The 21,590-nt window shown below is 54.1% G+C and carries 16 protein-coding genes and 2 pseudogenes; 9 read left to right on the top strand and 9 right to left on the bottom strand.

The genetic code is table 11. From position 1 onward, the window contains the following. Nucleotides 1–5 precede the first annotated feature (5 nt). The 3 genes from ACL2XQ_RS16735 to ACL2XQ_RS16745 all read right to left on the bottom strand — a co-directional run bounded on the left by ACL2XQ_RS16735 (nucleotide 6) and on the right by ACL2XQ_RS16745 (nucleotide 3,670). Complete coding sequence (locus tag ACL2XQ_RS16735; RefSeq protein ID WP_413723219.1) at nucleotides 6–1,007, bottom strand: ABC transporter permease; 1,002 nt, start codon at nucleotides 1,005–1,007, stop codon at nucleotides 6–8. Nucleotides 1,008–1,042: 35 nt separating this feature from the next. Next, nucleotides 1,043–2,545, bottom strand: a complete 1,503-nt coding sequence (locus tag ACL2XQ_RS16740) for a sugar ABC transporter ATP-binding protein (protein WP_413739469.1) — start codon at nucleotides 2,543–2,545, stop codon at nucleotides 1,043–1,045. A 99-nt stretch (nucleotides 2,546–2,644) separates the two neighbouring features. Then, a complete protein-coding gene (locus ACL2XQ_RS16745; RefSeq protein ID WP_410014404.1) occupies nucleotides 2,645–3,670 on the bottom strand; it encodes a substrate-binding domain-containing protein in 1,026 nt (341 codons plus the stop codon). Between the two features lie 486 nt (nucleotides 3,671–4,156). On the opposite strand from ACL2XQ_RS16745, the gene ACL2XQ_RS16750 reads away from it, so the two are divergent. Next, nucleotides 4,157–5,452, top strand: coding sequence for an NCS2 family permease (locus ACL2XQ_RS16750; RefSeq protein WP_410014403.1), 1,296 nt, complete (start codon nucleotides 4,157–4,159; stop codon nucleotides 5,450–5,452). 152 nt (nucleotides 5,453–5,604) lie between these two features. Here ACL2XQ_RS16750 and ACL2XQ_RS16755 read toward each other — a convergent pair. After that, a pseudogene (locus tag ACL2XQ_RS16755) lies at nucleotides 5,605–6,198 on the bottom strand (DNA-3-methyladenine glycosylase family protein); the annotation flags it as partial. A 153-nt stretch (nucleotides 6,199–6,351) separates the two neighbouring features. On the opposite strand from ACL2XQ_RS16755, the gene ACL2XQ_RS16760 reads away from it, so the two are divergent. Beyond that, on the top strand, nucleotides 6,352–7,302 hold the full coding sequence (locus ACL2XQ_RS16760) for an L-lactate dehydrogenase (protein WP_413723221.1): 951 nt from the start codon (nucleotides 6,352–6,354) through the stop codon (nucleotides 7,300–7,302). Between the two features lie 98 nt (nucleotides 7,303–7,400). Next, nucleotides 7,401–7,586, top strand: coding sequence for a hypothetical protein (locus tag ACL2XQ_RS16765; RefSeq protein ID WP_410014401.1), 186 nt, complete (start codon nucleotides 7,401–7,403; stop codon nucleotides 7,584–7,586). A gap of 722 nt (nucleotides 7,587–8,308) precedes the next feature. On the opposite strand, the gene ACL2XQ_RS16770 is transcribed toward ACL2XQ_RS16765, so the two are convergent. Both ACL2XQ_RS16770 and ACL2XQ_RS16775 read right to left on the bottom strand, forming a co-directional pair. Beyond that, on the bottom strand, nucleotides 8,309–8,662 hold the full coding sequence (locus tag ACL2XQ_RS16770) for a DUF496 family protein (protein WP_410014400.1): 354 nt from the start codon (nucleotides 8,660–8,662) through the stop codon (nucleotides 8,309–8,311). Between the two features lie 129 nt (nucleotides 8,663–8,791). Beyond that, nucleotides 8,792–9,871, bottom strand: coding sequence for an FUSC family protein (locus ACL2XQ_RS16775; RefSeq protein WP_410014399.1), 1,080 nt, complete (start codon nucleotides 9,869–9,871; stop codon nucleotides 8,792–8,794). 582 nt (nucleotides 9,872–10,453) lie between these two features. Here ACL2XQ_RS16775 and ACL2XQ_RS16780 point away from each other — a divergent pair. From ACL2XQ_RS16780 to ACL2XQ_RS16790, 3 genes are read left to right on the top strand one after another with little or no spacing between them, the layout of a single operon-like run. Beyond that, complete coding sequence (locus ACL2XQ_RS16780; protein ID WP_413723223.1) at nucleotides 10,454–11,209, top strand: gluconate 2-dehydrogenase subunit 3 family protein; 756 nt, start codon at nucleotides 10,454–10,456, stop codon at nucleotides 11,207–11,209. Nucleotides 11,210–11,216: 7 nt separating this feature from the next. Beyond that, a complete protein-coding gene (locus ACL2XQ_RS16785; RefSeq protein WP_410014397.1) occupies nucleotides 11,217–12,983 on the top strand; it encodes a GMC family oxidoreductase in 1,767 nt (588 codons plus the stop codon). Then, a complete protein-coding gene (locus tag ACL2XQ_RS16790) occupies nucleotides 12,980–14,203 on the top strand; it encodes a c-type cytochrome (protein WP_413739470.1) in 1,224 nt (407 codons plus the stop codon). Before ACL2XQ_RS16785 ends, ACL2XQ_RS16790 begins: the two co-directional genes overlap by 4 nt. 568 nt (nucleotides 14,204–14,771) lie before the next feature. On the opposite strand, the gene ACL2XQ_RS16795 is transcribed toward ACL2XQ_RS16790, so the two are convergent. Together ACL2XQ_RS16795 and ACL2XQ_RS16800 are read right to left on the bottom strand one after the other, a co-directional pair. Then, entirely contained in the window at nucleotides 14,772–16,832 is a 2,061-nt protein-coding gene (locus ACL2XQ_RS16795; protein WP_413723225.1) for a carbon starvation CstA family protein, read from the bottom strand. Nucleotides 16,833–17,251: 419 nt separating this feature from the next. Then, the gene (locus ACL2XQ_RS16800; RefSeq protein ID WP_413739471.1) at nucleotides 17,252–17,518 is read right to left on the bottom strand and encodes a hypothetical protein; all 267 of its coding nucleotides are present in this window, start codon (nucleotides 17,516–17,518) and stop codon (nucleotides 17,252–17,254) included. 832 nt (nucleotides 17,519–18,350) lie between these two features. Here ACL2XQ_RS16800 and ACL2XQ_RS16805 point away from each other — a divergent pair. The 3 genes from ACL2XQ_RS16805 to ACL2XQ_RS16815 are packed head-to-tail and all read left to right on the top strand — an operon-like array spanning nucleotide 18,351 to nucleotide 21,149. Continuing rightward, nucleotides 18,351–18,737 (top strand): GtrA family protein, encoded by a 387-nt coding sequence (locus tag ACL2XQ_RS16805; protein WP_413723226.1) that lies wholly within the window; start codon nucleotides 18,351–18,353, stop codon nucleotides 18,735–18,737. Further along, the gene (locus ACL2XQ_RS16810) at nucleotides 18,734–19,702 is read left to right on the top strand and encodes a glycosyltransferase family 2 protein (RefSeq protein ID WP_413732451.1); all 969 of its coding nucleotides are present in this window, start codon (nucleotides 18,734–18,736) and stop codon (nucleotides 19,700–19,702) included. Before ACL2XQ_RS16805 ends, ACL2XQ_RS16810 begins: the two co-directional genes overlap by 4 nt. Further along, the gene (locus ACL2XQ_RS16815; RefSeq protein ID WP_413723228.1) at nucleotides 19,692–21,149 is read left to right on the top strand and encodes a hypothetical protein; all 1,458 of its coding nucleotides are present in this window, start codon (nucleotides 19,692–19,694) and stop codon (nucleotides 21,147–21,149) included. The genes ACL2XQ_RS16810 and ACL2XQ_RS16815 overlap by 11 nt, the downstream gene beginning before the upstream one ends. 130 nt (nucleotides 21,150–21,279) lie before the next feature. Here the strand turns inward: ACL2XQ_RS16815 and ACL2XQ_RS16820 are convergent. Further along, nucleotides 21,280–21,569 (bottom strand): annotated as a pseudogene (locus tag ACL2XQ_RS16820) (integrase core domain-containing protein); the annotation flags it as partial. Between the last annotated feature and the right edge of the window lie 21 nt (nucleotides 21,570–21,590).

Below are 21,590 nucleotides of genomic sequence, written 5' to 3' on the forward strand. Positions count from 1 at the left end.
AACGATCAGGCGCTGCGGTATTTATTCATAATATGATCCATTGACACCGCCGCCAGCAATATCAGGCCTTTAATCAAATCCTGCCAGTAAACCGAGACATTGATCAGGATTAACGAACTGGTGACGATGGACAGCAGGGCCACGCCCAACACCGCGCCGAGGATAGAGCCGGTGCCGCCCTTCAGGCTGGCGCCGCCGATCACCGCCGCCGCTATCACGTTCAGCTCCATGCCCACGCCAAAGGTCGGGGTCGCGGAACCCAGGCGCGCCATATAGATAATGCCGGCAAGACCCGCCAGGGTGGAGGTCAGCACCGTCACCAGCAGCTTGATTTTATTCACGCGGATACCGGAATACGCCGCGGCCCGCTCATTGCTGCCGGTATAAAACACCTTGCGGAACGCCGCGGCCTTGCGCAGCAGGAAATCGAACGCCACCACCAGGATAAAGAACAGGATAATCACAAACGGAACGCCCGATACCGTGCCCTGGCCGACAAACTTAAACGTGGCGGGCAAGGTAAACAGCGACAGCGGCGTGCCCTGGGTGATAATCATGCACAGCCCGCGCACGATAACCATGGCGGCCAGCGAGGCGATAAAATGGCTCAGCCCGATCCGCGTGACGGTCAGTCCCATCAGCAGGCCCACCAGCGCCGCCGCGGCGATGCCGGCCAGGCTTGCCGTCCAGGGGTCCAGCCCCGACAGGAACAACTGCCCCGCCACCACCATCGACAGGCAAACCACCGACCCCACGGACAAATCGATGCCGCCGACAATCAGCAGGATGGTCATGCCCACCACCACGATACCCTCGATGGAAAACGACAGCAGCATCGCCTTCATATTGGCCCAGGTCAGAAAATAGGGCGACGTGAAGCTCATAATCATGAAAATCAGCATGATGATTACCGTCAGGCCCACTTCCCGCTGCCGGAAAACCGCGCCGAACCAGCGCAGGGGCGCTTTGACGCCTTTTGCCGATAATAAAAACGTGTTAATGGTCATGGCGTTACCTCTTACGTTACCGCGCTACCCTGTCGTTAAGCCGCCGCGCCGGCGGCGAGACGCATGATATTCTCTTCCGTCAGCATATTGCCCGCGACCTCGCCGCCGATACGGCCCTCATGCACCACCAGCACCCGATCGCACAGCCCGATTAATTCCGGCAGTTCGGATGAAATCACCACCAGCGCCACCCCGCTTTCCGCCAGCAGATGCAAAATCTGGTAAATTTCCGCCTTGGCGCTGATATCCACCCCGCGCGTCGGTTCATCGAGAAACAGAATGGCGGGCTTGACCGACAGCACTTTGGCCAGCGCCACCTTTTGCTGGTTGCCGCCTGAAAGCGAGGACACCGGATCGCCGGGCCGGCCTTTTTTCAGCCACACCTCCCGCCCCAGCCTCTCTGCCTGCCGCCGTTCGGCGTCCCGGCTGAGCAGGCCATAGCGGCCGCAGACGGCGGCGATATCCAGCGATGAAATATTCCAATCGATAGGCATATCGACAAACAATCCCGCCGCTTTGCGGTCTTCCGACAGATAAGCCATGCCCAGGCGCACGGCATCGGCATAATGGCGCAGCCGAACCGCCCCGCCGTTTACCGACACCGTGCCGCGCTTGAGGGCATCGATGGCGCAAATAGCCTGGGCGATTTCGGTGCGCCCGGACCCCATCAGGCCGCCGATGCCCAGGATTTCCCCTGGCCGCAGCTGGAAGGAAATATCGAAGAACCGCCGATCGTCGGAGAGCCCCTCGACCGCCAGCACCGGCGCCAGATGCCGGCAGTCCGCGCGCTTGGGCGGGTACAGGCGGGTCAGTTCGCGCCCCACCAGCCGGGTAATCACCTGGTCCGGCGTCAGCGCGTCGAGGTTTTCACAGCCCACAGTCCGGCCGTCGCGCATAATGGTGACCCGCTGGCACAGCGAGAAGATTTCGGCCATGCGGTGGCTGATGTAAATCACCGCCATGCCCTGCGCGCGCAGTTGGCGAACGATGGCGAACAGCCGCTGCGCCTCGGGCTCGGTCAGCGCCGCGGTCGGTTCGTCCAGAATCAGAATGCGGCAGTCAAGCGTCAGCGCCTTGGCGATTTCCACCAGCTGCTGCTGCGATAAGGGCAGGCTACCGACACGGGCGGTTACCGGGATCGGCGCCAGCCTGTCCATCACCGCCTGGGCCTGGCGGCGCAATGCGCCATGATTGATCCAGGACTTTCCCGACCCGTTGATATGGGCCATATAAATATTTTCATAAATGGAAATATCAGGGCACAGGGCGATTTCCTGGTGAACCAGACCGATGCCCAGCTGCTGGGCGTCGGCGGGAGAGTGGATCGCAACCGGCCGCTCATTCACCCAGATGCGACCGGCATCGGGTTTGATGATGCCGTCGATGATATTCATCAGGGTGGATTTTCCCGCGCCGTTTTCTCCCGCCAGGGCGTGGATTTCCCCGGCCGCCAGGGCAAACTCGACGTTATCCAATGCCTTGACGGGGCCAAAGGATTTGCTGATGCCGCTAAGCCGTAAAGCTAGGGGTGCTGACATGGCCTCTCCCTCAGGGTTAAACGTAATGACATGGCGAACTTCCCGCGCGTGAACGCGTCGCAGACAACCGGCGCGCCACGCGCCGGCGTGGCGGGTACCCTACTCATTAATTCCTTTGGTGCCCCGGCGTTTCAAATAGCCGTCCCAGCGGAAATCATCGGCGTTATCTTTGGTGACCACGGCATAGCCGTTATCCAGCAAGGGGAAGGAAAAGGGGTTGGCGCCGGTGCGTTTGGCATCATTCATCGGATCGATCAGGTCAGGATGCGCCGCCAGGAACAGCGTCATAAATCCCATATAGCCCTGCACCCCCTGGTTGGGATCGATGGCGGCGAACACCTGGCCCGCCTTGATCATATCCAGCACCTTGGCGTTCACGTCCACCGTTATCACCTTAACCTTACCGCCGTTTTCCACCACCGCCTGGGCGGCGCCGATGGCGGAACTGGCTTCCGGCATAAACAGCACCGACAGGTTGGGATGCGCCTGCAGGATAGACAGTACGGCGTTGTAGGCTTTCGACGGATCCTGATTGGTCGCCGCGCGGCCCACCAGTTTGATATCCGGGTAATGGGTTTTCATTTCGTCGATAAAGGCGCTGACCCGCCGGTCGTGATTGTCCTGGCCGGGATTTTCCAGCACCGCGTACTCCCCTTTGCCGTTAATGGCTTTGCCCATCAGGTCGGCGGCGGCGCGGCCTTCGCGAAAGTTATCGGAGGTAATATACGCGACGCGTTTGCTGTTGGGCGAATCGGCGGCAAAGGTCACCACCGGGATGCCGGCCTCCGCCGCCCGGTTAATCGGCTCGATAAAGGGATCGGGGTTCATCGGATGCAAAAAAATGCCGGCCGGTTTTTGCGCCAGTACCTGTTCAAAGCTGGCCAACTGCTGGTTGACGTCATACGCCGGCGTGCCGCCATACACCGTTTTACAGCCCAGCTGGTGCGCCGCCTGTTTGAACATCTCATACACCGGAAACCAATACTCCACGCCGGTGACCATCACATTCATATAATAGGTTTCGCCCGGCTTGCAGCGAAACTGGGGGCCGTCGTCAGCCGCAGCCTGGGCGCCGCCGACCAGGGCGGCAAGAAAAAGGGTCAACGCAAGCAGGTGTTTTATCATGGTATTTCCCCGGAAAACGATGGGTTGGCCTGGCTCAGCCGCGACGGCGAAACAACAACGGAACCACGAGCCCGGGAATCGCTGTAATTTATTTCATAAGAAAGAAATAAATTACACCGCTATGTATAGATAATGTGAAAAAAATGTTCAAGAAAGGGTTGATTTCTGATGCGTGAAGCGTGAGAGAGGTCAAAAAGACGTGCGGAAATGTGATGTCACGCAAGTCTGCCGAGGGTGGCCGCGACCCTGGCGCCACACCGGAGCGGCCGCGCCGCGCACCATAAAGGCGCCCACGCACCTTAATGGTGCGGCGACGGCACGCTTATGGTGCCGCCGTCCGCGCAACCGATTACGTTTTTGCTGCGGCAAATTTAGAATTACCTATATAATGCGCCTGCTTCACCCATTGCCGCCTTTGGCATGCGGTTGCAATAGTGGCATAGCGATTGCTTTGGCTGTGCAGACAACTTCAATGAGAAAACTCCCATGTTAGAAAAACTATTTCAATTAAAGGCCCATCGTACCAACGTACGAACCGAAATTCTGGCCGGGCTGACCACCTTTTTGGCAATGGCATATATTCTGTTTGTTAACCCGTCGATCCTGAGCGCCACCGGTATGGATAAAGGCTCGGTGTTTGTCGCCACCTGTCTGGCCGCCGCCATCGGTTCGGCGCTGATGGGCTTTATCGCCAACTACCCGATCGCGCTGGCGCCGGGCATGGGGCTAAACGCGTTCTTTACCTATACCGTGGTTTTACATATGGGTTATACCTGGCAGATTGCGCTGGGAGCGGTGTTTTTATCGGCGCTGATTTTCTTCGCGCTGTCGATTTTCAAGATCCGCGAGTGGATCATCACCAGCATTCCGTTGCCGCTGCGCTCGGGCATTGCCGCCGGGATTGGGTTATTCCTGGCCATTATCGCCCTTGAAGGCGCCGGCATCGTGGTCGCCAATCCGGCCACCCTGGTGGGCCTGGGCGATTTAGGCAAAGCGGGTCCGCTGTTCGCCATGTTGGGGTTTGTGCTGATTGTAGTGCTGGAAGCCCGCCGGGTGCCCGGCGCGGTGCTGATCGGCATCCTGGCGGTGACGTTCCTGTCCATCGCCATGGGTTACAGCCAATTTTTCGGCGTGATCTCCATGCCGCCGTCCATTGCGCCGACCTTTTTGCAGCTTGATATTCGCGGCGCGCTGAATATTTCCCTGGTAAGCGTGGTGTTCGCGTTCCTGTTCGTGGACGTGTTCGATAATTCCGGCACCCTGATAGGCGTAACCAAACGCGCCGGCCTGACCGACGAGGCGGGCAATATCCCGCGCATGGGTAAAGCGCTCATCGCCGACAGCGCCGCCGCGCTGTTCGGCTCGCTGCTCGGCACCTCCACCACCACCAGTTATATCGAGTCGGCAGCGGGCGTCAGCGCCGGCGGCCGTACCGGCCTGACCGCTATCGTGGTGGGCATCCTGTTTCTGCTCAGCCTGTTCTTCGCGCCGCTGGCCTCCAGCGTGCCGGCATTCGCCACCGCGCCCGCCCTGCTGTTTATCGCGGTGCTGATGACCTCGGGCCTGGCGGAAATCGACTGGAAGGACATCACCGTCGCGGCGCCCGTCACCGTCACCGCGCTGACCATGCCGCTGACCTACTCTATCGCCAACGGCATCGCCTTCGGCTTTATCACCTGGACGGTGGTAAAACTGCTGGCCGGACGCACCCGCGACCTGAACGCGGCGCTGATCGTGCTGTCAATTCTGTTTGTGATTAAGCTGGGCTGGCTCAGCGCCTGATTATCGTCTTCCCTCTACCCCGCCGGCGCCCGCCCGCGGGGTATTTTTTTGCCGTGATTCGGCCCGCCTGGGCATTATTTCGCCGCCGTTGCCGGTTCGGCGCTGCGCGCATCGCCAGGGACAATCGGAGCATGTATGCTGAACCCCGGCGCCGAACAGGCCCACAGATACAGCGAGGCGGTGGTGCCGTAAGGCGAATAGCGGCGGCGATAGCGTTCGAAGCGCTCGCGGGGCAGTTCCTTATGGCGGTACAGATTCATCATGCCGCGACGAATGGCCAGATCGCCCCAGCTCAGGATATCGGGCCTGCCGAGCGCAAAAATCATCAGCATTTCCGCCGTCCAGACCCCGATGCCCGGCAGGCGCGACAGGGTGGCGATCACTTCCGGGTCCGGGCGGGACGGCAGCGCCGCCAGATCCAGCTCGCCGCTCATGGCGGCGGTGGCGGCGCCCTTGATATAGAGCGCTTTTTTCATGGTCATGCCGCAGGACTGGATTTGCTCCGCGGTCAGGCTTTCCATGGCGGCGGGGGTAATGGCGCCCGCCAGCAGCGCCAGGCGGGCGTTTACCGTCAGGCCGGCCTTGGTGGAAATCTGCTGGTCGACAATATTCCTGACCAGGGCCGCGAACAGGTCCGGCATCAGGGGCCGCTCAATCATCCCGATGCGCTCGATGGCCTGCGCCATGCGTTTATCCCTTTTTGCCAGCCAGGACAGCTCTTTGGTGCCGTATTCAAATTTGTCCATAACGTCGCTCAATAGGTCTGGGTGAGGGAAACAGGGTCGCGTATAAGAATACCATTTTGTTAATCAGGCCATAATTCATTTAAAATTGTTAAACTGCGGCGGCATCGAGGCCGTGTGCCGGGTCACGTAACCCTTTTTCTCGAGGTAAAATGCATGAAACCACGTAAGGTGATGATTATCGGCGCGGGCAATGTCGGCTCTTCCGCTGCATATGCCCTGCTCAACCAGCAGTTTTGCGAGGAGATCATCCTGGTGGATTTAAACCAACAGCTGGTTGAAGGCCATCGCAAGGATCTGGCGGATGCGGCGGCATATATGCCCAGCCGTATCGTTATCAGCACCCGGCCGGCAACCGACTGCGCGGATGTCGATATCGCGGTGATTACCGTGTCCGGCGGCGGCCTGAAACCGGGGCAAACGCGGCTGGACGAGCTGGACGGCACCGCGCGCATCGTCGGCAACATCGTGCCGGAGATGATGCGCAACGGCTTCAAGGGAATTTTCCTCATCGCCACCAACCCGTGCGATATCATTACCTATCAGGTGTGGAAGCTGTCCGGCTTGCCGCGGCATCAGGTGCTGGGCACCGGCGTTTGGCTGGACACCACGCGTTTACGGCGCATCCTGGCGGAACAACTGGATATCGCCGCGCAAAGCGTGGACGCCTTTATCCTTGGCGAGCATGGCGATACGCAATTCCCGGTGTGGTCGCACTGCTCGGTATACGGCATGCCGCTTAATGAATACAGCCGGTTGAAAACCGGTCATGAGCTGGATTTCCCGGCGCTCGGCGAGCGGACGCGTCAGTTGGGTTTTGAAATCTATGCCCAAAAGGGCTGCACCGAATATGGCGTCGCCGGCACCATTACCGAAATTTGCCGCAACGTATTCACCAGCAGCCATCGCGCCCTGACGGTTTCCTGCGTGCTCGACGGCGAATATGGCAAGCAGGGCCTGGCGATCGGCGTACCGGCGGTATTGGCGCAGCGCGGCGTGGCGCAGATTATCGAGCTGGATTTAAATGAAGTGGAGCAGCGTCAGTTTGATGATTCGGCGGCGGCGATCAAAAAGAATATCCAGCGGCTGGCGGTGGTGCACCATTGACGGGGCGCGCCCTGCCACACGCCGGCCTAAAACCTGGCGATGGCGGGCGCGCCCCGTGCGCTTGCCTTGCAACGCGGCTTTGGGCGCGGCGTTTATTTTTGGCCCAGGCGCAGCAAGCGCCTGATTGCCCGCTTTACCCGTTGTTTTATATCGCTCTTGATAAAGCGGTAAACGCTGCGATCGCCCGGCTCCTGACGTTGGCACAGTTTATCCTTGTTTACCGCCCTGATATTGCCGGCGCCAAAAGCGTGCTGATGATACGCACAGGGACATTGCACGGCTAAACCGCTCGTGGCGCAATCCGGGACCGGGCAAAACGGATTTGCCGTCTGCGCCGCCGGAGACCATGGCCCTTGGTAATAAACAGGTAAAACGGGTTGGATCAGCGGTGCTGATTTCCTGGCATTCTCCATGGATTGAAATAATATTATTATTGTAAATAATAATAAAATCGGGCGAATAATAATACCGATTTGATATTTCCTGATAGTCATGAAATAACTTACCTGCGTTTTGCGTATGCCGTTGTCGGCTCCCTTTCCGTCAGAAACAGGCTCTGATTGCGGGAGATGCTTCTTCCATCCTTTGCTGGTAAATAGCTCGCCACTGTTAATGGATCATAATTAACTATCATTAAGTAACCATCATTAAGTAACTATCATTAAGCATACGGTCTTTATAATAAAACAAGGTCAATCATACACACCATAACCATTGTATATATGATTATGTTTAATCTGTTATACTATTATCCCGTTAATCTACAATATTATTCAGGCTAGGGGAACCTTGCAATGGTGAAGCGGCGCATTTCCTCAGCGACAATCATAAAATTGAGCGTATGTTATCATTATATTTTTTATTCTTAGGAATTTTATTTATTGAACGAGGATTATTATTTTTTATTGAATGAATACGTTGTTTCAATTTTTTATTGCCGGCGGTAAAAAAAGCCGGTCCGCCGGCGGCGATTCAGGTTGCCACGGGCGGACCGGCATCAGAACGATCAGATGTGTTTACCCGCCTCAGGGGCGCCTGCGGCCATAGCCTTGACTTCGCCGATGGCTTTTAATTTTTTGGACAGTTCGCGACGCTCTTTCGACAGCTCGGCGTTTTTGATGATGTAATCATCCACGCGATCCTCATAGTCGGTGCGCATGCTGGCGATGATGGCCTGCACTTCCTCGATGGTCATGCCCGGCTTGAGATAGTCGCTCAGATTGTCCAGCAGCAGGACACGCTTCTGGTTATCGCGGATTTTTTTCTCGTTATCGGCTATTTCACGCTGCAACTTGTTTTTACGGCGAAACATTCGCACAAACTCCAGGACATCCTGGAATGAAGGCTTGATGTGATCCATGTCAATTTCCTTGCTGAAGTCATAGGTTGAAAACGGTGCGCAAACGCATAGTCATTACCTTACAGAGTAGCAGCTATCCGGTGCAATGGCATTTCACTATGTTACCCGTTTTTACCGCCGGGCCATAATTCATTCTTCCTGTTGCGGCAATGGCTTACGCAACGCCTGACACAGCAGCCGCGCCAACTGCTCCAGCTGTTGCGTCAGCTTCAGGCTCAGCCAGACGTAGCCGAATATCGGCGCCTCCACCTCGTTACGCTGGCTGGCCTGCTCCATTAATAATTTGAGCTCGGCGGCGATGACCGCCAGTTCGCCGCTATTGGCGACAATCGGCGCCGGATTGCCCTGGCGCAGCGCGTCGGCGAGGGTCACCAGCGCGCGCAGGGTTACCCTTTGCGTACTGCGCAGGGTGGTGGCGTTGAGCAGGATAAAGTGGCTCTCGCGCGAGGCCCACCAGGCGTCGATTTGCAGTTCCAGTACGCAGACGATATTACGGCTGAGATCCTGGATGGCGTCGAACACGTCTTTGGCTACCGCGCTTTCCTTGCTGGCCGGCGTCACCAGGGTGCCCGTTTTGCTGACATCGGCCAGCAGTTTTTTCAGGCGCCCGTCCAGGCGGGGGCGTTCGATGATATTGGGCGAAAGGTAGGCGGCGTAGATTTTGCTGAGGGCAATCAGGCCGAAACTCATCTTCATGCGCCAGTGAATAAACGCCCGCTGCGGGTAGATGCTGGTAAACAACAGCGCCAGCAGCGAACCGATAATCACATCCCCGCTGCGCCACAAGGCGGTTTGCATATCCCCCGCCCCGGCGCCGCATACCACCGCCAGGGTGATGCCGATAAGCAACGCCAGGTAGGGACGCTTGCCAAGCGTCAGGTAACCGCAGATAAACATCACCAGGCCGCACCATATCAGCATCAGCGGCAGGGAATACAGCTCCAGCCGCAGGCCGATAAGCCCCGACGCGGCGCCAAAAACGGTGCCGATAATGCGCTGAACCGCCCGCTGCAGGACATTGCCCCAAAAGGAAATCGGCCCCATTACCACCACCAGCGTGATCAGCGGCCAGGTGCCCTCCGGAATATCCAGCAGACGGATAATCATAAAGGTCAGCACAAAAGCCAGGCCGATGCGCAGGCCGTGGGCAATGCGGTAATGCTGGTAAATGGTATGTTCTAGTGAGGAAATCTGTCTGTCCAAACGCACGGGAAATCGACCTGGCAAAAACGAAGCGGGATAGGTAGTTTAATGAAATTAACTACTTTTCACATCAATAATTAGTCTTCCATATTTCAAATTGTAACCATGGCGCTACAAACAACTCTTTTCTATAAGGGTAGGGTTATCCCGCTATAATGCTACATAACATAAAAATATTATTAATCATAAGGTTCGTCTCGACGCACGCCGTGTGGCGAGCGGTTTTGCAGACGCCCCCGGCATCCGGTCAGGCCGCCAGGCAAAACCCGCGGCGTCAAGAAGCCTGTCTAATTCACTTACATCTTTTTACCGGGGGGCTAAACGCATCCCGTCGGATTTTGATGCGTTAATTCAAGCAGATAAATCTAATGCTCACATTTCTGCTCCGCAGCCGGCCTGTGTTGCCGGAGCGGTAGGAACCGGTACCATTGCAAAGTTACGTAATTGTTAGCAACATATTCATAATTTGCTATCGAGAAGAATCCTTTATAGTTATGGGGTTTACGACCCCGGCTTAGCCGGTCGTTTACCGCAGATAACAGTGCGGGGCCTGCACAGGCACGCCACAATAAGAGACGGGAAGCACATATGCGCAAAAGAAAAAAAACGCTGCCGGGGGTAACCCGCAGGCAGCTTCTTTCCTATTCCGCCGCGACCTTGGCCATCGGCGCGGGCGTAAGCGCCAAGGCGGCCACCCTCGCCGGCGCGCCGGGCTGGCAGCCCTTCGCGCACAACCCGACGGAAACCTTTGCCGACCAGGGCTGGCTGTTTTTTAACGATAAGGAAGTGGCGACGCTTGAAGCCATGGTCGAGCGGTTTATCCCCGCCGACGAGCTCAGCGTCAGCGGCAAAGACGCCGGATGCGTGGTATTCATCGACCGTCAGATGAAAGGGTTTTACGGCACCTTCTCCCGGCTTTACCGTGAAGGCCCTTTTCAGGAGGGCACCCCCGAGCAGGGCGACCAATCCCCCCTGGTGCCCCAGCAGCGTTACCGCATCGGCCTGGCCGATTTGGATGAGTATTGCCGCAGCACCTATCAGAAAGCCTTTCACGAACTTCCGCCCGAACAGCGCGATAACATTCTGACCGGTCTGGAAAAAGGGGATATCAAACTGGCCAATATCGACGCCAAACTGTTTTTCAAACAGGTGCTGGACAACACCATGGAAGGCTTTTTCGCCGACCCGATGTACGGCGGCAACCGCGATATGGTGTCATGGAAAATGATTGGTTTTCCGGGCGCGCGGTACGACTACCGCGATCTTATCGAACAGCATAATCAGGATCTTCATTTAACGCCGGTAAGCATTGGCGGCAGTGAGCAATGGAAAACCAAGGGATAACACCATTATGGCAAAGAAACTCCCCAAAACCGATGTGGTGGTGATTGGTCTGGGCTGGGCGGGGGCGATTATCGCCAATGAACTGACCGACGCCGGCCTGGAAGTCATTGCCATCGAACGCGGCCCGTGGCGCGATACCGCGCGGGATTTTAACGTCGCCTCGGTGACCGACGAGCTGCGCTATAACCGCAGCCAGGAACTGATGCTGCGCACCAAACAAAATACCATTACCGTACGCAACGATCCGTCGCAAACCGCCCTGCCCATGCGCAGTTGGGGATCGTTTCATCCTGGTAACGGCACCGGCGGCGCAGGCAACCATTGGGCGGGCATCACATTCCGCTTCCAGCCGGAAGAATTCCGCCTGAAAAGCCATCTGCTGGAACGCTACGGCGCCGACGCCATGCCAAAAGAACTGACCCTGCAGGACTGGGGCACCGATTGGCAAGAGATGGAGCCGTTTTATATGCAATTCGAGCGGCTGGCGGGCACCTCGGGCTATGCGTCCAATGTCAATGGCACCCGGCGCGACGGCGGCAACCCCTATGAGGGCATGCGCTCCGGCGAGTATCCCACGCCGCCGATGAAGCAGCCCTACGGCCCGACGCTGTTTGCCGAAGCCGCCCGAAACCTGGGCTATAAAGCCTTTCCGGTTCCCTCCTCCCTGGTATCGCAGGCGTATACCAACCCCCTGGGCGTGACCATGGGCCCCTGCACCTACTGCGGTTTTTGCACCAACTACGGCTGCGCCAACTATTCCAAGGCCAGCGCCATAACCACCGTGCTGCCGGTACTGGTGCGCAAAGACAATTTCTCCGCCCTGACCAACAGCGAAGTCATGAAAGTCACCCTCGACTCCACGGGCAAACGTGCCACCGGCGTGGTCTATATTGATTCCTCCGGCGATGAATGGGAACAACCCGCCGACCTGGTCATCGTCACGGCATTTACCTTTGAAAACGTGCGCCTGATGTTGTTATCCGGCGTGGGAAAACCCTACGATCCGGTGACCAATACCGGCACCACCGGCCGCAACTACGCCTACCAAACCGCCAATTCGGTACAGCTGTTTTTTGATAATAAAAACTTTAATCCGTTTATCGGCGCCGGGGCGGTCGGCATGGGCATCGATGATTTCAATAACGACAATTTCGATCATACCGGCCTGGGCTTTTTCGGCGGCGGCAGCATCCGCGTCACGCCCATCGGCGCAGCGCCTATCGCCTATCACCCCACCCCGCCCAGCGCGCCGACCTGGGGCAGCGAGTTCAAGCGCCAGGTCAAGAAAAACTACCTGAGCAGCATGAGCATTGGCTGCGAGGCCAGCAGCTACAGCACGCGCACCAATTACCTGTCCCTGGATCCCAATTATAAAGATCCTCTGGGCCGGCCCTTGCTGCGCGTGACTTTCGATTTCTCCCCCAACGATCTGAAGATGGCCGCGTATTGCACCGGCAAAGTCGGCGAGATCGCCAAGGCGATGAATCCGCGGGAATACTATATGCGCCCAATGAAGGGCCACTGGAATTCGGCGCCCTATCAGTCATCCCATATCGTCGGCGGCTTTGTTATGGGAAGCGATCCCGCCAACAGCTCGGTAAACAAACACCTGCAGGTCTGGGATGTGCCCAACCTGTTTGTGGTCGGCGCTTCCGCCTTCCCGCAGAATCCCGGCTATAACCCCACCGGCACCGTGGGGGCGCTGGCCTTCAAGGCCGCCTACGCCATTCGCCACTACTACCTGCAACGCCCCGGGGAGATGATCACCGCATGAAAAAGCTGATTTCATTTTACGCCGGCCTGCTGGCGCTGGCCGCCTGGACGGGACATGCCCAGGCGCAGCCGGAGTATGATCAGGTGGAAAAGGGCCGCTACCTTGCGGTGGTGGGCGATTGTACCGCCTGCCATACCACGGATGCCGCCAAACCCTTTGCCGGCGGGTTCCGTATCGACACGCCATTCGGCGCCCTGCTGGGCGCCAATATCACGCCGGATGTGGAAACCGGCATCGGCAAATGGACGTTTGATGATTTCCAGCGGGCCATGTCGGAAGGGATAGGCCATGGCGGCAAACGTCTCTACGGCGCGATGCCGTTTACCGCCTATACCAAAATGAGCCGCGAGGACAATCAGGCGCTGTGGGCCTACCTGCAAACCCTCCAGCCCATTTACCACCCCGTGGAAACCAATCAGCTGCCGTTTCCGTTTAACATTCGCACCAGCCTGATTGCCTGGAACTGGCTGAATTTCACTAAGGGCGTCTACACCCCCGACCCGACCCAATCCGCCGCATGGAATCGCGGCGCCTATCTGGTGGAAGGCCCCGGTCACTGCGGCACCTGCCATACGCCCAAGAACCTGCTGGGCGGCGACAAGAACGACAATTTCCTGCAGGGCAACAGCCTGGGGGCATGGTGGGCCCCCGATATTACCAATAACGCGCATACCGGCATCGGCGCATGGAGCGAAGAGGATCTGATAGCCTACCTGCGCACCGGCGTCAACCGTTTCGATATCGCCTCCGGCCCGATGGCGGAAGAGGTGGAACACTCTTCCCAGCATTGGCATGACGCGGACCTCAAGGCGGTGGCGGTCTACCTGAAGGCGGGCAAGGCCTCAACGGACAAGGCGCCCGCGGCCCTGGCCGCCGATGACAGCCGGATGGTGGCGGGCAAGGCCATTTATTTCGATCGCTGCTCGGCCTGCCATAACTCCTCCGGCACCGGCGAGGCCAATATTTTCCCGCGCCTGGCCGACAATCCGCTCATCCGCGCGCCCAACGCCGCTTCGCTGATAAACGTGGTGCTGGCCGGCAGCCGCGCGGGCGCCACCGACAGCCGTCCCACCGCGCCCGCCATGCCCAGCTTCGCCTGGAACCTGGATGACGCCCAGGTGGCGAATGTCCTGACCTATATCCGCAACAGCTGGGGCAACGCCGCGGCGCCGGTCAACGCCGACGACGTCAAGGAGATGCGCAAAACGCTGCGGCCCTGAGGCGCGGCGCCCTTCATCGTACGGGCAGAGCCGGCCGCAGCGCCGGCTTCGCCCATTTCATGGCAATGCTTGTTAATTTTATTTAATTACTTAATTCTTTATTCATATTTGCATTAATTGAATAACAAACTAATGTGCCAGGTTTATTTTGTCAAAAAACAACTTATTTACTGATAACTCTTATCCGTATAAATTCATGTTAATATTAAGTTATAAATAAAATAATTTTAACGCTATTTTAATTTCATATTAATTAATGGGTTAACGATAAAATAGATCCTTTTTTTCAGACCCCACTGTGATAGTTTTTATTTATGGGCTAAGATAACGAATAGTTCTTGGTAAAGCCGATTATCTAGCCCATTTTTCACGAAATAGGTTTTGCCGCCTTTATTTATACCTCTTAAATGATATACCTGGATATATGATAAACATCTCACGTTCTTTAGCCTGGAGATTAGTTTTCCTGCTAAGTGGTTTATTCTGGCTCTGTGTTATCGGCCTGTTCGCCTGGATTTAAATAGCGGACGGAACCGCCCGCGCCGGCGATCGGCGCGGGCCGGCCCCGTTATTTCATCAGCGGCAAGGCCTGATAAGGCACTTCCGTATCGCTGCGTTTATCCAGCCGGTAGGCCTGGTAGGCCGAACGTAAGCCGAATAACAAAATGCTGATCATCACAAAGATAAACAGCGCGGTCAGCCCGGCGTTCAGCTGATTATTGAATACCAGCCGTCCCATTTCCTCCATGGTTTTGGCCGGTGCGATTATCTGATTCTGGTCGATGCCCGCCTGGTATTTACGCGCCAGCGCAAGAAACCCCACCCGCGGGTCGCCGGACAGGATTTTCATCAGCCCGGCGGTGGTGGTGCACACCAATAAGAACGCCATCGGCACGCCGGCCACCCAGGCGTAGACATGGCGTTTCATCTTGAACAGCACGACAAAACACAGGGTCAGCGCCATGGCCGCCAGCATCTGGTTGGCGATGCCGAACAGCGGCCACAGGGTATTGATGCCCCCCAGCGGATCCACAACGCCCTGGTAAAGGAAATACCCCCAGGCGGCCACGCACAGCGCGGTGGCGATGATATTGGCCGCCAGCGAATCGGTGCGCCTGAGCGACGGCACCGCCACGCCCAGCAGATCCTGCAGCATAAACCGTCCGGCGCGGGTGCCGGCATCCACCGCGGTGAGAATAAACAGCGCTTCGAACAGAATGGCGAAATGATACCAGAACGCCATGCTGATACTGCTCACGGCCTGGCTGAGGATATGCGCCATGCCGACCGCCAGGGTAGGCGCGCCGCCCGCCCGGGACACGATGCTGGTTTCGCCCACCGATTGCGCGTAGTCGGTCAGCATCTGCGGGGTGATCTCAAATCCCCAGCCGCTGACCGCCGCCGCCGCCGCTTCCACCGTCGTGCCGCCCAGCGCCGCCGCCGGACTGTTCATGGCAAAATAAATGCCCGGATCGATAACCGACGCGGCAATCAGCGCCATGATGGCGACGAAGGATTCCATCAACATGCCGCCATAGCCGATAAAAGCCGCCTGGGTCTCGTTTTCCAGCATCTTGGGCGTGGTGCCCGAGGCAATCAGCGCATGGAAGCCCGACACCGCGCCGCAGGCGATGGTAATAAACAGGAAAGGAAACAGCGTACCCGACCATACCGGCCCGGTGCCGTCGATAAAACGGGTCATGGACGGCATTTCCAGCGTCGGGGCGATAAACACGATGCCGATCGCCAGCCCGACGATGGTGCCGATTTTCAGGAACGTGGACAAATAATCCCGCGGGGCCAGCAGCAGCCAGACCGGCAGGATGGACGCCACGCCGCCGTAGATAATCAAGGTCCAGGTCAGCTGTTTACCGTCCAGGGTAAAGAAAGGCGCCAGCGTGGGGCTGCGGGAGATATCGCCGCCGTAGATAATGGCGGCCATCAGCACGATAAAGCCGATGATCGAGATCTCGCCAATTTTACCCGGCCGGATAAAACGCAGGTAGATGCCCATGAAAATCGCCAGCGGGATGGTACAGCCCACGGTAAACGCGCCCCACGGACTGTTGGTCAGGGCTTTAACCACGATAAGCGCCAATACCGCCAGGATAATTATCATGATCATAAAAGTGCCGAATAACGCAATCACCCCGGGAACCGCGCCCAGTTCCTGTTTGATTAAGTCGCCAAGCGATCGTCCGTCCCGCCGCGTCGACACAAACAGCACCATGAAATCCTGCACCGCGCCCGCCAGCACCACGCCCGCCAGGATCCAGATCATGCCGGGGAGATACCCCATCTGCGCCGCCAGAACCGGACCGACCAGGGGACCGGCGCCGGCAATGGCGGCAAAGTGATGCCCAAACAGCACATATTTATTCGTGGGGACGTAATCCAGTCCGTCGTTATGGCGATAGGCCGGCGTCATGCGCGTCGCGTCCAGCCGCAGCACGCGGCTGGCGATAAAGCGGCTGTAATAGCGATAGGCAATCAGATAAACCGCCACCGCCACCACCAGGATCCACAACGCGTTAATTTTTTCGCCGTTATGCAAGGCGATAACGCCCATCCCAAAAGCGCCCGCAACGGCAACCAACACCCAAACCAGATGGGAAGCAATGTTTCGCATACACCCGCTCCTTGATAATGTATTAGCTAACTGAATAAAACGCTGTGCAGGAATGACTGAAATGTTTTATTACTATTTCTCATAACATTGCTTAAACCGTTTTGACAGACGCAATTTTCATAAATGTGATCCGCCAGGAAAGCTTGAACTATCTCTTACTGAAAATCAGACATCGGCTATAATTGTGCGCGCCCAAATATCACCCGTCCCCCGCCACCGGCGGCACGGCGCGCCTTGGCGGCGCTGGTGATAAACCTACTCGGGGGGCTGATGGCGGCATGGCGGCATGACGTAATTAAGATATGTCGCGGCGGTTAAACCGTACGCAAGGGCCGTGAAAAGTCCAGGCGCCACCCAGCCGGCGGCAGCCATGGCGGGGTAATCTATTCCCACTCCGGCGTGCCGTTATCCCAGGCAGACTATTTTTTATTGTTAAAACGCTTGTGCACCAATAACGCGGCAATAGCCGGAACGCCGAACACCAGCGCCAGCACCGGCAGTTCTTCCAGCAGCGTATAACCGGCGCGGAACACACCCACGCCCAGGTTGGCCAGGGAGATGACCAGCCACAGCACCATAAAAGCCTTTACCGCCGTCGCTATGGCCGGGCGGCCGACAAAATGCGCGCTATAGGTAAACAGGCCGAGCAATGCCAGGCCAACCACCACGATAATTAATGTATGCATGCGGTATTATCCATAAAAGGTCCATAAGCACTGTTTAATCACCATCGCGGCTACCGCTTCGGTTCCCGGTGCAAACCGCCATGATACTGGCTATCCCGGTACGAATGGCGCGCGCTTGGTGACCTGGGACGACGCCCGGCAGGCGGGACAATCGCAGGACATCTCGCGTGCGCAATTATCCGTTCATGTTCACCATAATCCCAACTTTCAGGTTGGGCGACGGCTTCATCCAATCGGTAAGCGCATGCTAGTGGCGCATATTCAGCAAGCGTTGGTCTATGCGATTTACGGCTATCGCCGGGCATGTGTCCTCCAGTCTCCCCAGTCAGAGGCTGAAGGCCTCACCCCGATGAATGCAAAACGGGCGTAGCGATATTTGCGTAATAACAGGGTGTGCTTGAGCGGAAAGCGCCATAAATATGATGGAGCATAATGATATCAGCAAAATGCCAACCCCGGGTAACCGGGCAACGGTATTGACTCTGGAAAGGATGCTGGAAGACTCGAAAGAGAACCCGCTGGATAGCGCGTTAGTTACCGCACGCCCAGAGAATATCAACACCGGCGCATTATTACATACGCTTCAGTCAGGGTCTAGCCAATGATCATTGCCAGACTTATGCAGCATTGATAACAAAGTTATAGCCGCTAATTAACACGCCGCCTTCAATGGTTAAAAAAACACCATTGTCCAACAAAATCCTTATCATTCATATTGTTGAAATAAAAAATCAATCATCATTCTTCTTCTTCATTTTGATGATTTATTGATAATAAAGTGATACCATAATTGTTACATGTTAATTTAATCAAGCGTAACGGTATCGATGAGATGGCTAAGCTTTTTTTTGAACCTTCATCAGTTCAATTTTATAAATATTGCTTGGTAGGATTAATAAATACTGCAGTCACTGCTGTTGTCATATTTGCCCTAATGGCAATAGGCACAAATATGTACCTGGCCAATTTTTCTGGCTATGTTGTGGGTATTCTCTTCAGTTATTTTATCAATAGCATATTCACTTTCAGTCAACAAATAACTGGCTACAGGATGCTAAAATTCGCCCTCGGTTGTTTGTTATCGTATATCGTCAATGTTGTTATCATCAAACTTGTACTTTTCATCATTCCGGATTCTATTTATGTTGTACAACTATTTGGGATGATTGCATATACTATTACTGGTTTTATCATTAACAAAATTTGGGTTATGAAATGAAGACCTTTAGAAAATGTCCCTCACTAGATATAGTCGTGCCTTGCTATAATGAAACCGAGGCATTCCCTTTTTGTCTGGCTGAATTAAGAAATATCATCAATCGGTTAAAAAACAGAGAGTTAATTTCATCACAAAGTGGCATTTTATTTGTCGATGATGGCAGTAAAGATGATACTTGGCGTCTTATCTCTGAGTCTTGCCAAGGTCATGATAACGTAAAAGGTATAAAATTATCCCGCAATAAAGGACATCAGGTTGCCCTTATCGCAGGTTTGGGAAAATCTGAGGCAGACATTGTTGTCAGTATCGATGCCGACCTGCAAGATGATACTAATGCTATTGAGGATATGGTAGTTAAGTACCATGAAGGATTCGATGTAGTCTACGGTGTCAGAAACAATCGACAATCAGATACTTTTCTTAAAAAAAATACTGCGTTACTATTTTATAAGCTCATGTCATTCATGGGTGTTAATCAAATTCAAAATCATGCTGATTTTAGGCTATTATCCAGAGTGGCCCTTAACGCCTTACTGGATTACCGCGAAGAAAATATTTATATCCGGGGTTTAATCCCAATGCTTGGTTTTCCTTCGACACAAGTTTTTTATTCACGAAGTAGTAGAGTTGCGGGCGAGTCTAAGTATCCATTGAAAAAAATGCTATCTCTTGCTGTTGAGGGCATTACTTCATTAACTATAACGCCCTTAAGAATGATTGCAGTGTTTGGATTATTTATAGCGGCCCTTTCAACCCTGGCAGGTATCTATGCTATCACTGAAAAATTATTAGGTCGTACAGTTGATGGCTGGGCGTCAGTAATGATAGGGGTATTTTTTCTTGGCGGCGTACAGATGCTATCTCTTGGCGTTATTGGGGAATATATAGGAAAAATATACGTCGAGACCAAACGCAGGCCAAAGTTCTTTATTTCTGAGGAAAAAGGTTATAACGATGTTAAATAATAAAACGAAATGTTTAATACTGAACCTATTAGCATTTATTATATTATCAGTCATCTATGCATATATTGCAAAAATAATCCCTTTAAATTCTGATGGAGCTTCTATTCTTCTGGAAGGTAAAGATTTAGGCCAGGGTAATTTCTTTTTACAAGACTGGCATCTTTCTACCGAAACCTATTTTTTTACTGATGTTATTTTTTATGGTATTTTCACTAAGATTTTTGGTTATCACATTTGGCAATGGTATGTTATACCCGGTATTCTGTACGCTGCAACAAGTATCGCCGCAATAAATTTGATAAAGGTAAAAGCGAAATCAAATATTTGGTTGCCCTTTGCAGTATTCGCTGTTCCCGGTGGCTTTATCGCCACAATAGCAGTAAGACCTTGTATACATATCGGCACTTATGTAGCCATATTAATCACATATTTGTTAATTGATCATTATCAGCGCCCCGGCAAAAAAAGCATTACGCTGAAAATCATCCTGCCTTTTGCATTTGCACTGATATTATTCAGTGACAGAATTTCCCTATACCTTTTATTTATACCTGTTTTTATTTCCTTTATTGTAGATGTGCTTAAGGGAGAAAAATGGCGTAATGCTGACATTCTAATTTTCGCACTGATCGGCTACTTTTTTAGCAAGGTAATAGCAAAATTATTCCTGCTAATGAATGGATTTCATCTTCCCGGCACGACACTGCCTGCGTTTGTTGAATTTGATAAAATTTTTAATAATATTTATTTATTTGTATTATGCTCGCTTCACTTTTTTGATGCGATGTTTTTCGGCAAACCCATACAAGACACAAGCGCAATTTTTAACTTACTGCATTTTTTATTATTTTTAGCATTATTAGTAGGCGTTGTAAAAGTTGCAAAGAATATCAAAACATTGTCTTTTGTCGATTGTTCACTTATGGTGGCAGGAATAACGCTTAGTGTTGCCTTTCTCGCAAGCAATATGCCTATTGATTTAGCCTCAGGCCGCTATTTATTCCCTGTCTATGTGTTTATGTCGATACTGGTCGGGCGAAACATCGTCCTGACTAAACGATGGCAAGCGCTGTTTATTTTTATCACCATCGTTTTGGCGATAAACACCCTACATGGATACAGGCACCAACATGCTGCCCGTACAGTACAAGTCGAAATACGTGAAACGCTTCAGAAGAATGGCCTAACCCGTGGTTTTGCGACTTTCTGGTATGCTTCTGAAACGGCGGCGCTAGGTGATATTATCATTGCGCCGGTAAATGATAATATTGATCCCTATCTATGGCTGACAAAAAATTCATGGTATGACGCCGGGAATAACTTCGTCATAGCTGAAAATAATCATATAGAACAAATTGCCCGGCAAAAATTTGGCATGCCCGATCGCGTGATTGAAGTCAGAGACTGTAAAATAATGGTATGGAATCATGTAATTAGCCTTAAATAATTACGAATCAGGCGGGTTCTCCTTTGCGGAGGGCCGCCTATCTTTACTTTTCTCTGATGTGACATGCAGACTTTCCGCAAGCTGTTCTGATAAGCCACTGAATTGTAGTGTAAGTAGATCGTTTTTAGTTTCACGCATTTTTTGAGATTTCAGGATCTTCAGCCATCAGCCGGTACTCTTCCGGCGCCAGGTTGTTCAGGGATTCATGAGGCCGCTCGCTATTATATTCAGTACTTAATTCAGTGTCCTGAACAAATAAAAATCCAGTATTTCTGTCCGGTACGTCCGGTTAAACGATTCGATAAACGCATTCTGTGTCGGCTTGCCCGGCCTGATAAATTCCAGTATCACGCTATGCTCTGCCGTCCAGTGCGCCAGCGTAAGCAATATCAGTTCCGGACCGTGGTATAAGCGTAACAGTACAGCAGAGGTACATGAAGC

It is taken from the genome of Sodalis sp. RH14 (assembly GCF_047324285.1).
In the GTDB taxonomy this organism is placed as follows: domain Bacteria; phylum Pseudomonadota; class Gammaproteobacteria; order Enterobacterales; family Enterobacteriaceae; genus Acerihabitans.

Coding starts and splice junctions, on each gene's coding strand:
- ACL2XQ_RS16735 (WP_413723219.1), bottom strand. CDS start 1,007: ATGACCATTAACACGTTTTTATTATCGGCAAAAGGCGTCAAAGCGCCC.
- ACL2XQ_RS16740 (WP_413739469.1), bottom strand. CDS start 2,545: ATGTCAGCACCCCTAGCTTTACGGCTTAGCGGCATCAGCAAATCCTTT.
- ACL2XQ_RS16815 (WP_413723228.1), top strand. CDS start 19,692: ATGTTAAATAATAAAACGAAATGTTTAATACTGAACCTATTAGCATTT.
- ACL2XQ_RS16810 (WP_413732451.1), top strand. CDS start 18,734: ATGAAGACCTTTAGAAAATGTCCCTCACTAGATATAGTCGTGCCTTGC.
- ACL2XQ_RS16750 (WP_410014403.1), top strand. CDS start 4,157: ATGTTAGAAAAACTATTTCAATTAAAGGCCCATCGTACCAACGTACGA.
- ACL2XQ_RS16770 (WP_410014400.1), bottom strand. CDS start 8,662: ATGGATCACATCAAGCCTTCATTCCAGGATGTCCTGGAGTTTGTGCGA.
- ACL2XQ_RS16785 (WP_410014397.1), top strand. CDS start 11,217: ATGGCAAAGAAACTCCCCAAAACCGATGTGGTGGTGATTGGTCTGGGC.
- ACL2XQ_RS16805 (WP_413723226.1), top strand. CDS start 18,351: ATGGCTAAGCTTTTTTTTGAACCTTCATCAGTTCAATTTTATAAATAT.
- ACL2XQ_RS16800 (WP_413739471.1), bottom strand. CDS start 17,518: ATGCATACATTAATTATCGTGGTGGTTGGCCTGGCATTGCTCGGCCTG.
- ACL2XQ_RS16780 (WP_413723223.1), top strand. CDS start 10,454: ATGCGCAAAAGAAAAAAAACGCTGCCGGGGGTAACCCGCAGGCAGCTT.
- ACL2XQ_RS16745 (WP_410014404.1), bottom strand. CDS start 3,670: ATGATAAAACACCTGCTTGCGTTGACCCTTTTTCTTGCCGCCCTGGTC.
- ACL2XQ_RS16760 (WP_413723221.1), top strand. CDS start 6,352: ATGAAACCACGTAAGGTGATGATTATCGGCGCGGGCAATGTCGGCTCT.
- ACL2XQ_RS16795 (WP_413723225.1), bottom strand. CDS start 16,832: ATGCGAAACATTGCTTCCCATCTGGTTTGGGTGTTGGTTGCCGTTGCG.
- ACL2XQ_RS16790 (WP_413739470.1), top strand. CDS start 12,980: ATGAAAAAGCTGATTTCATTTTACGCCGGCCTGCTGGCGCTGGCCGCC.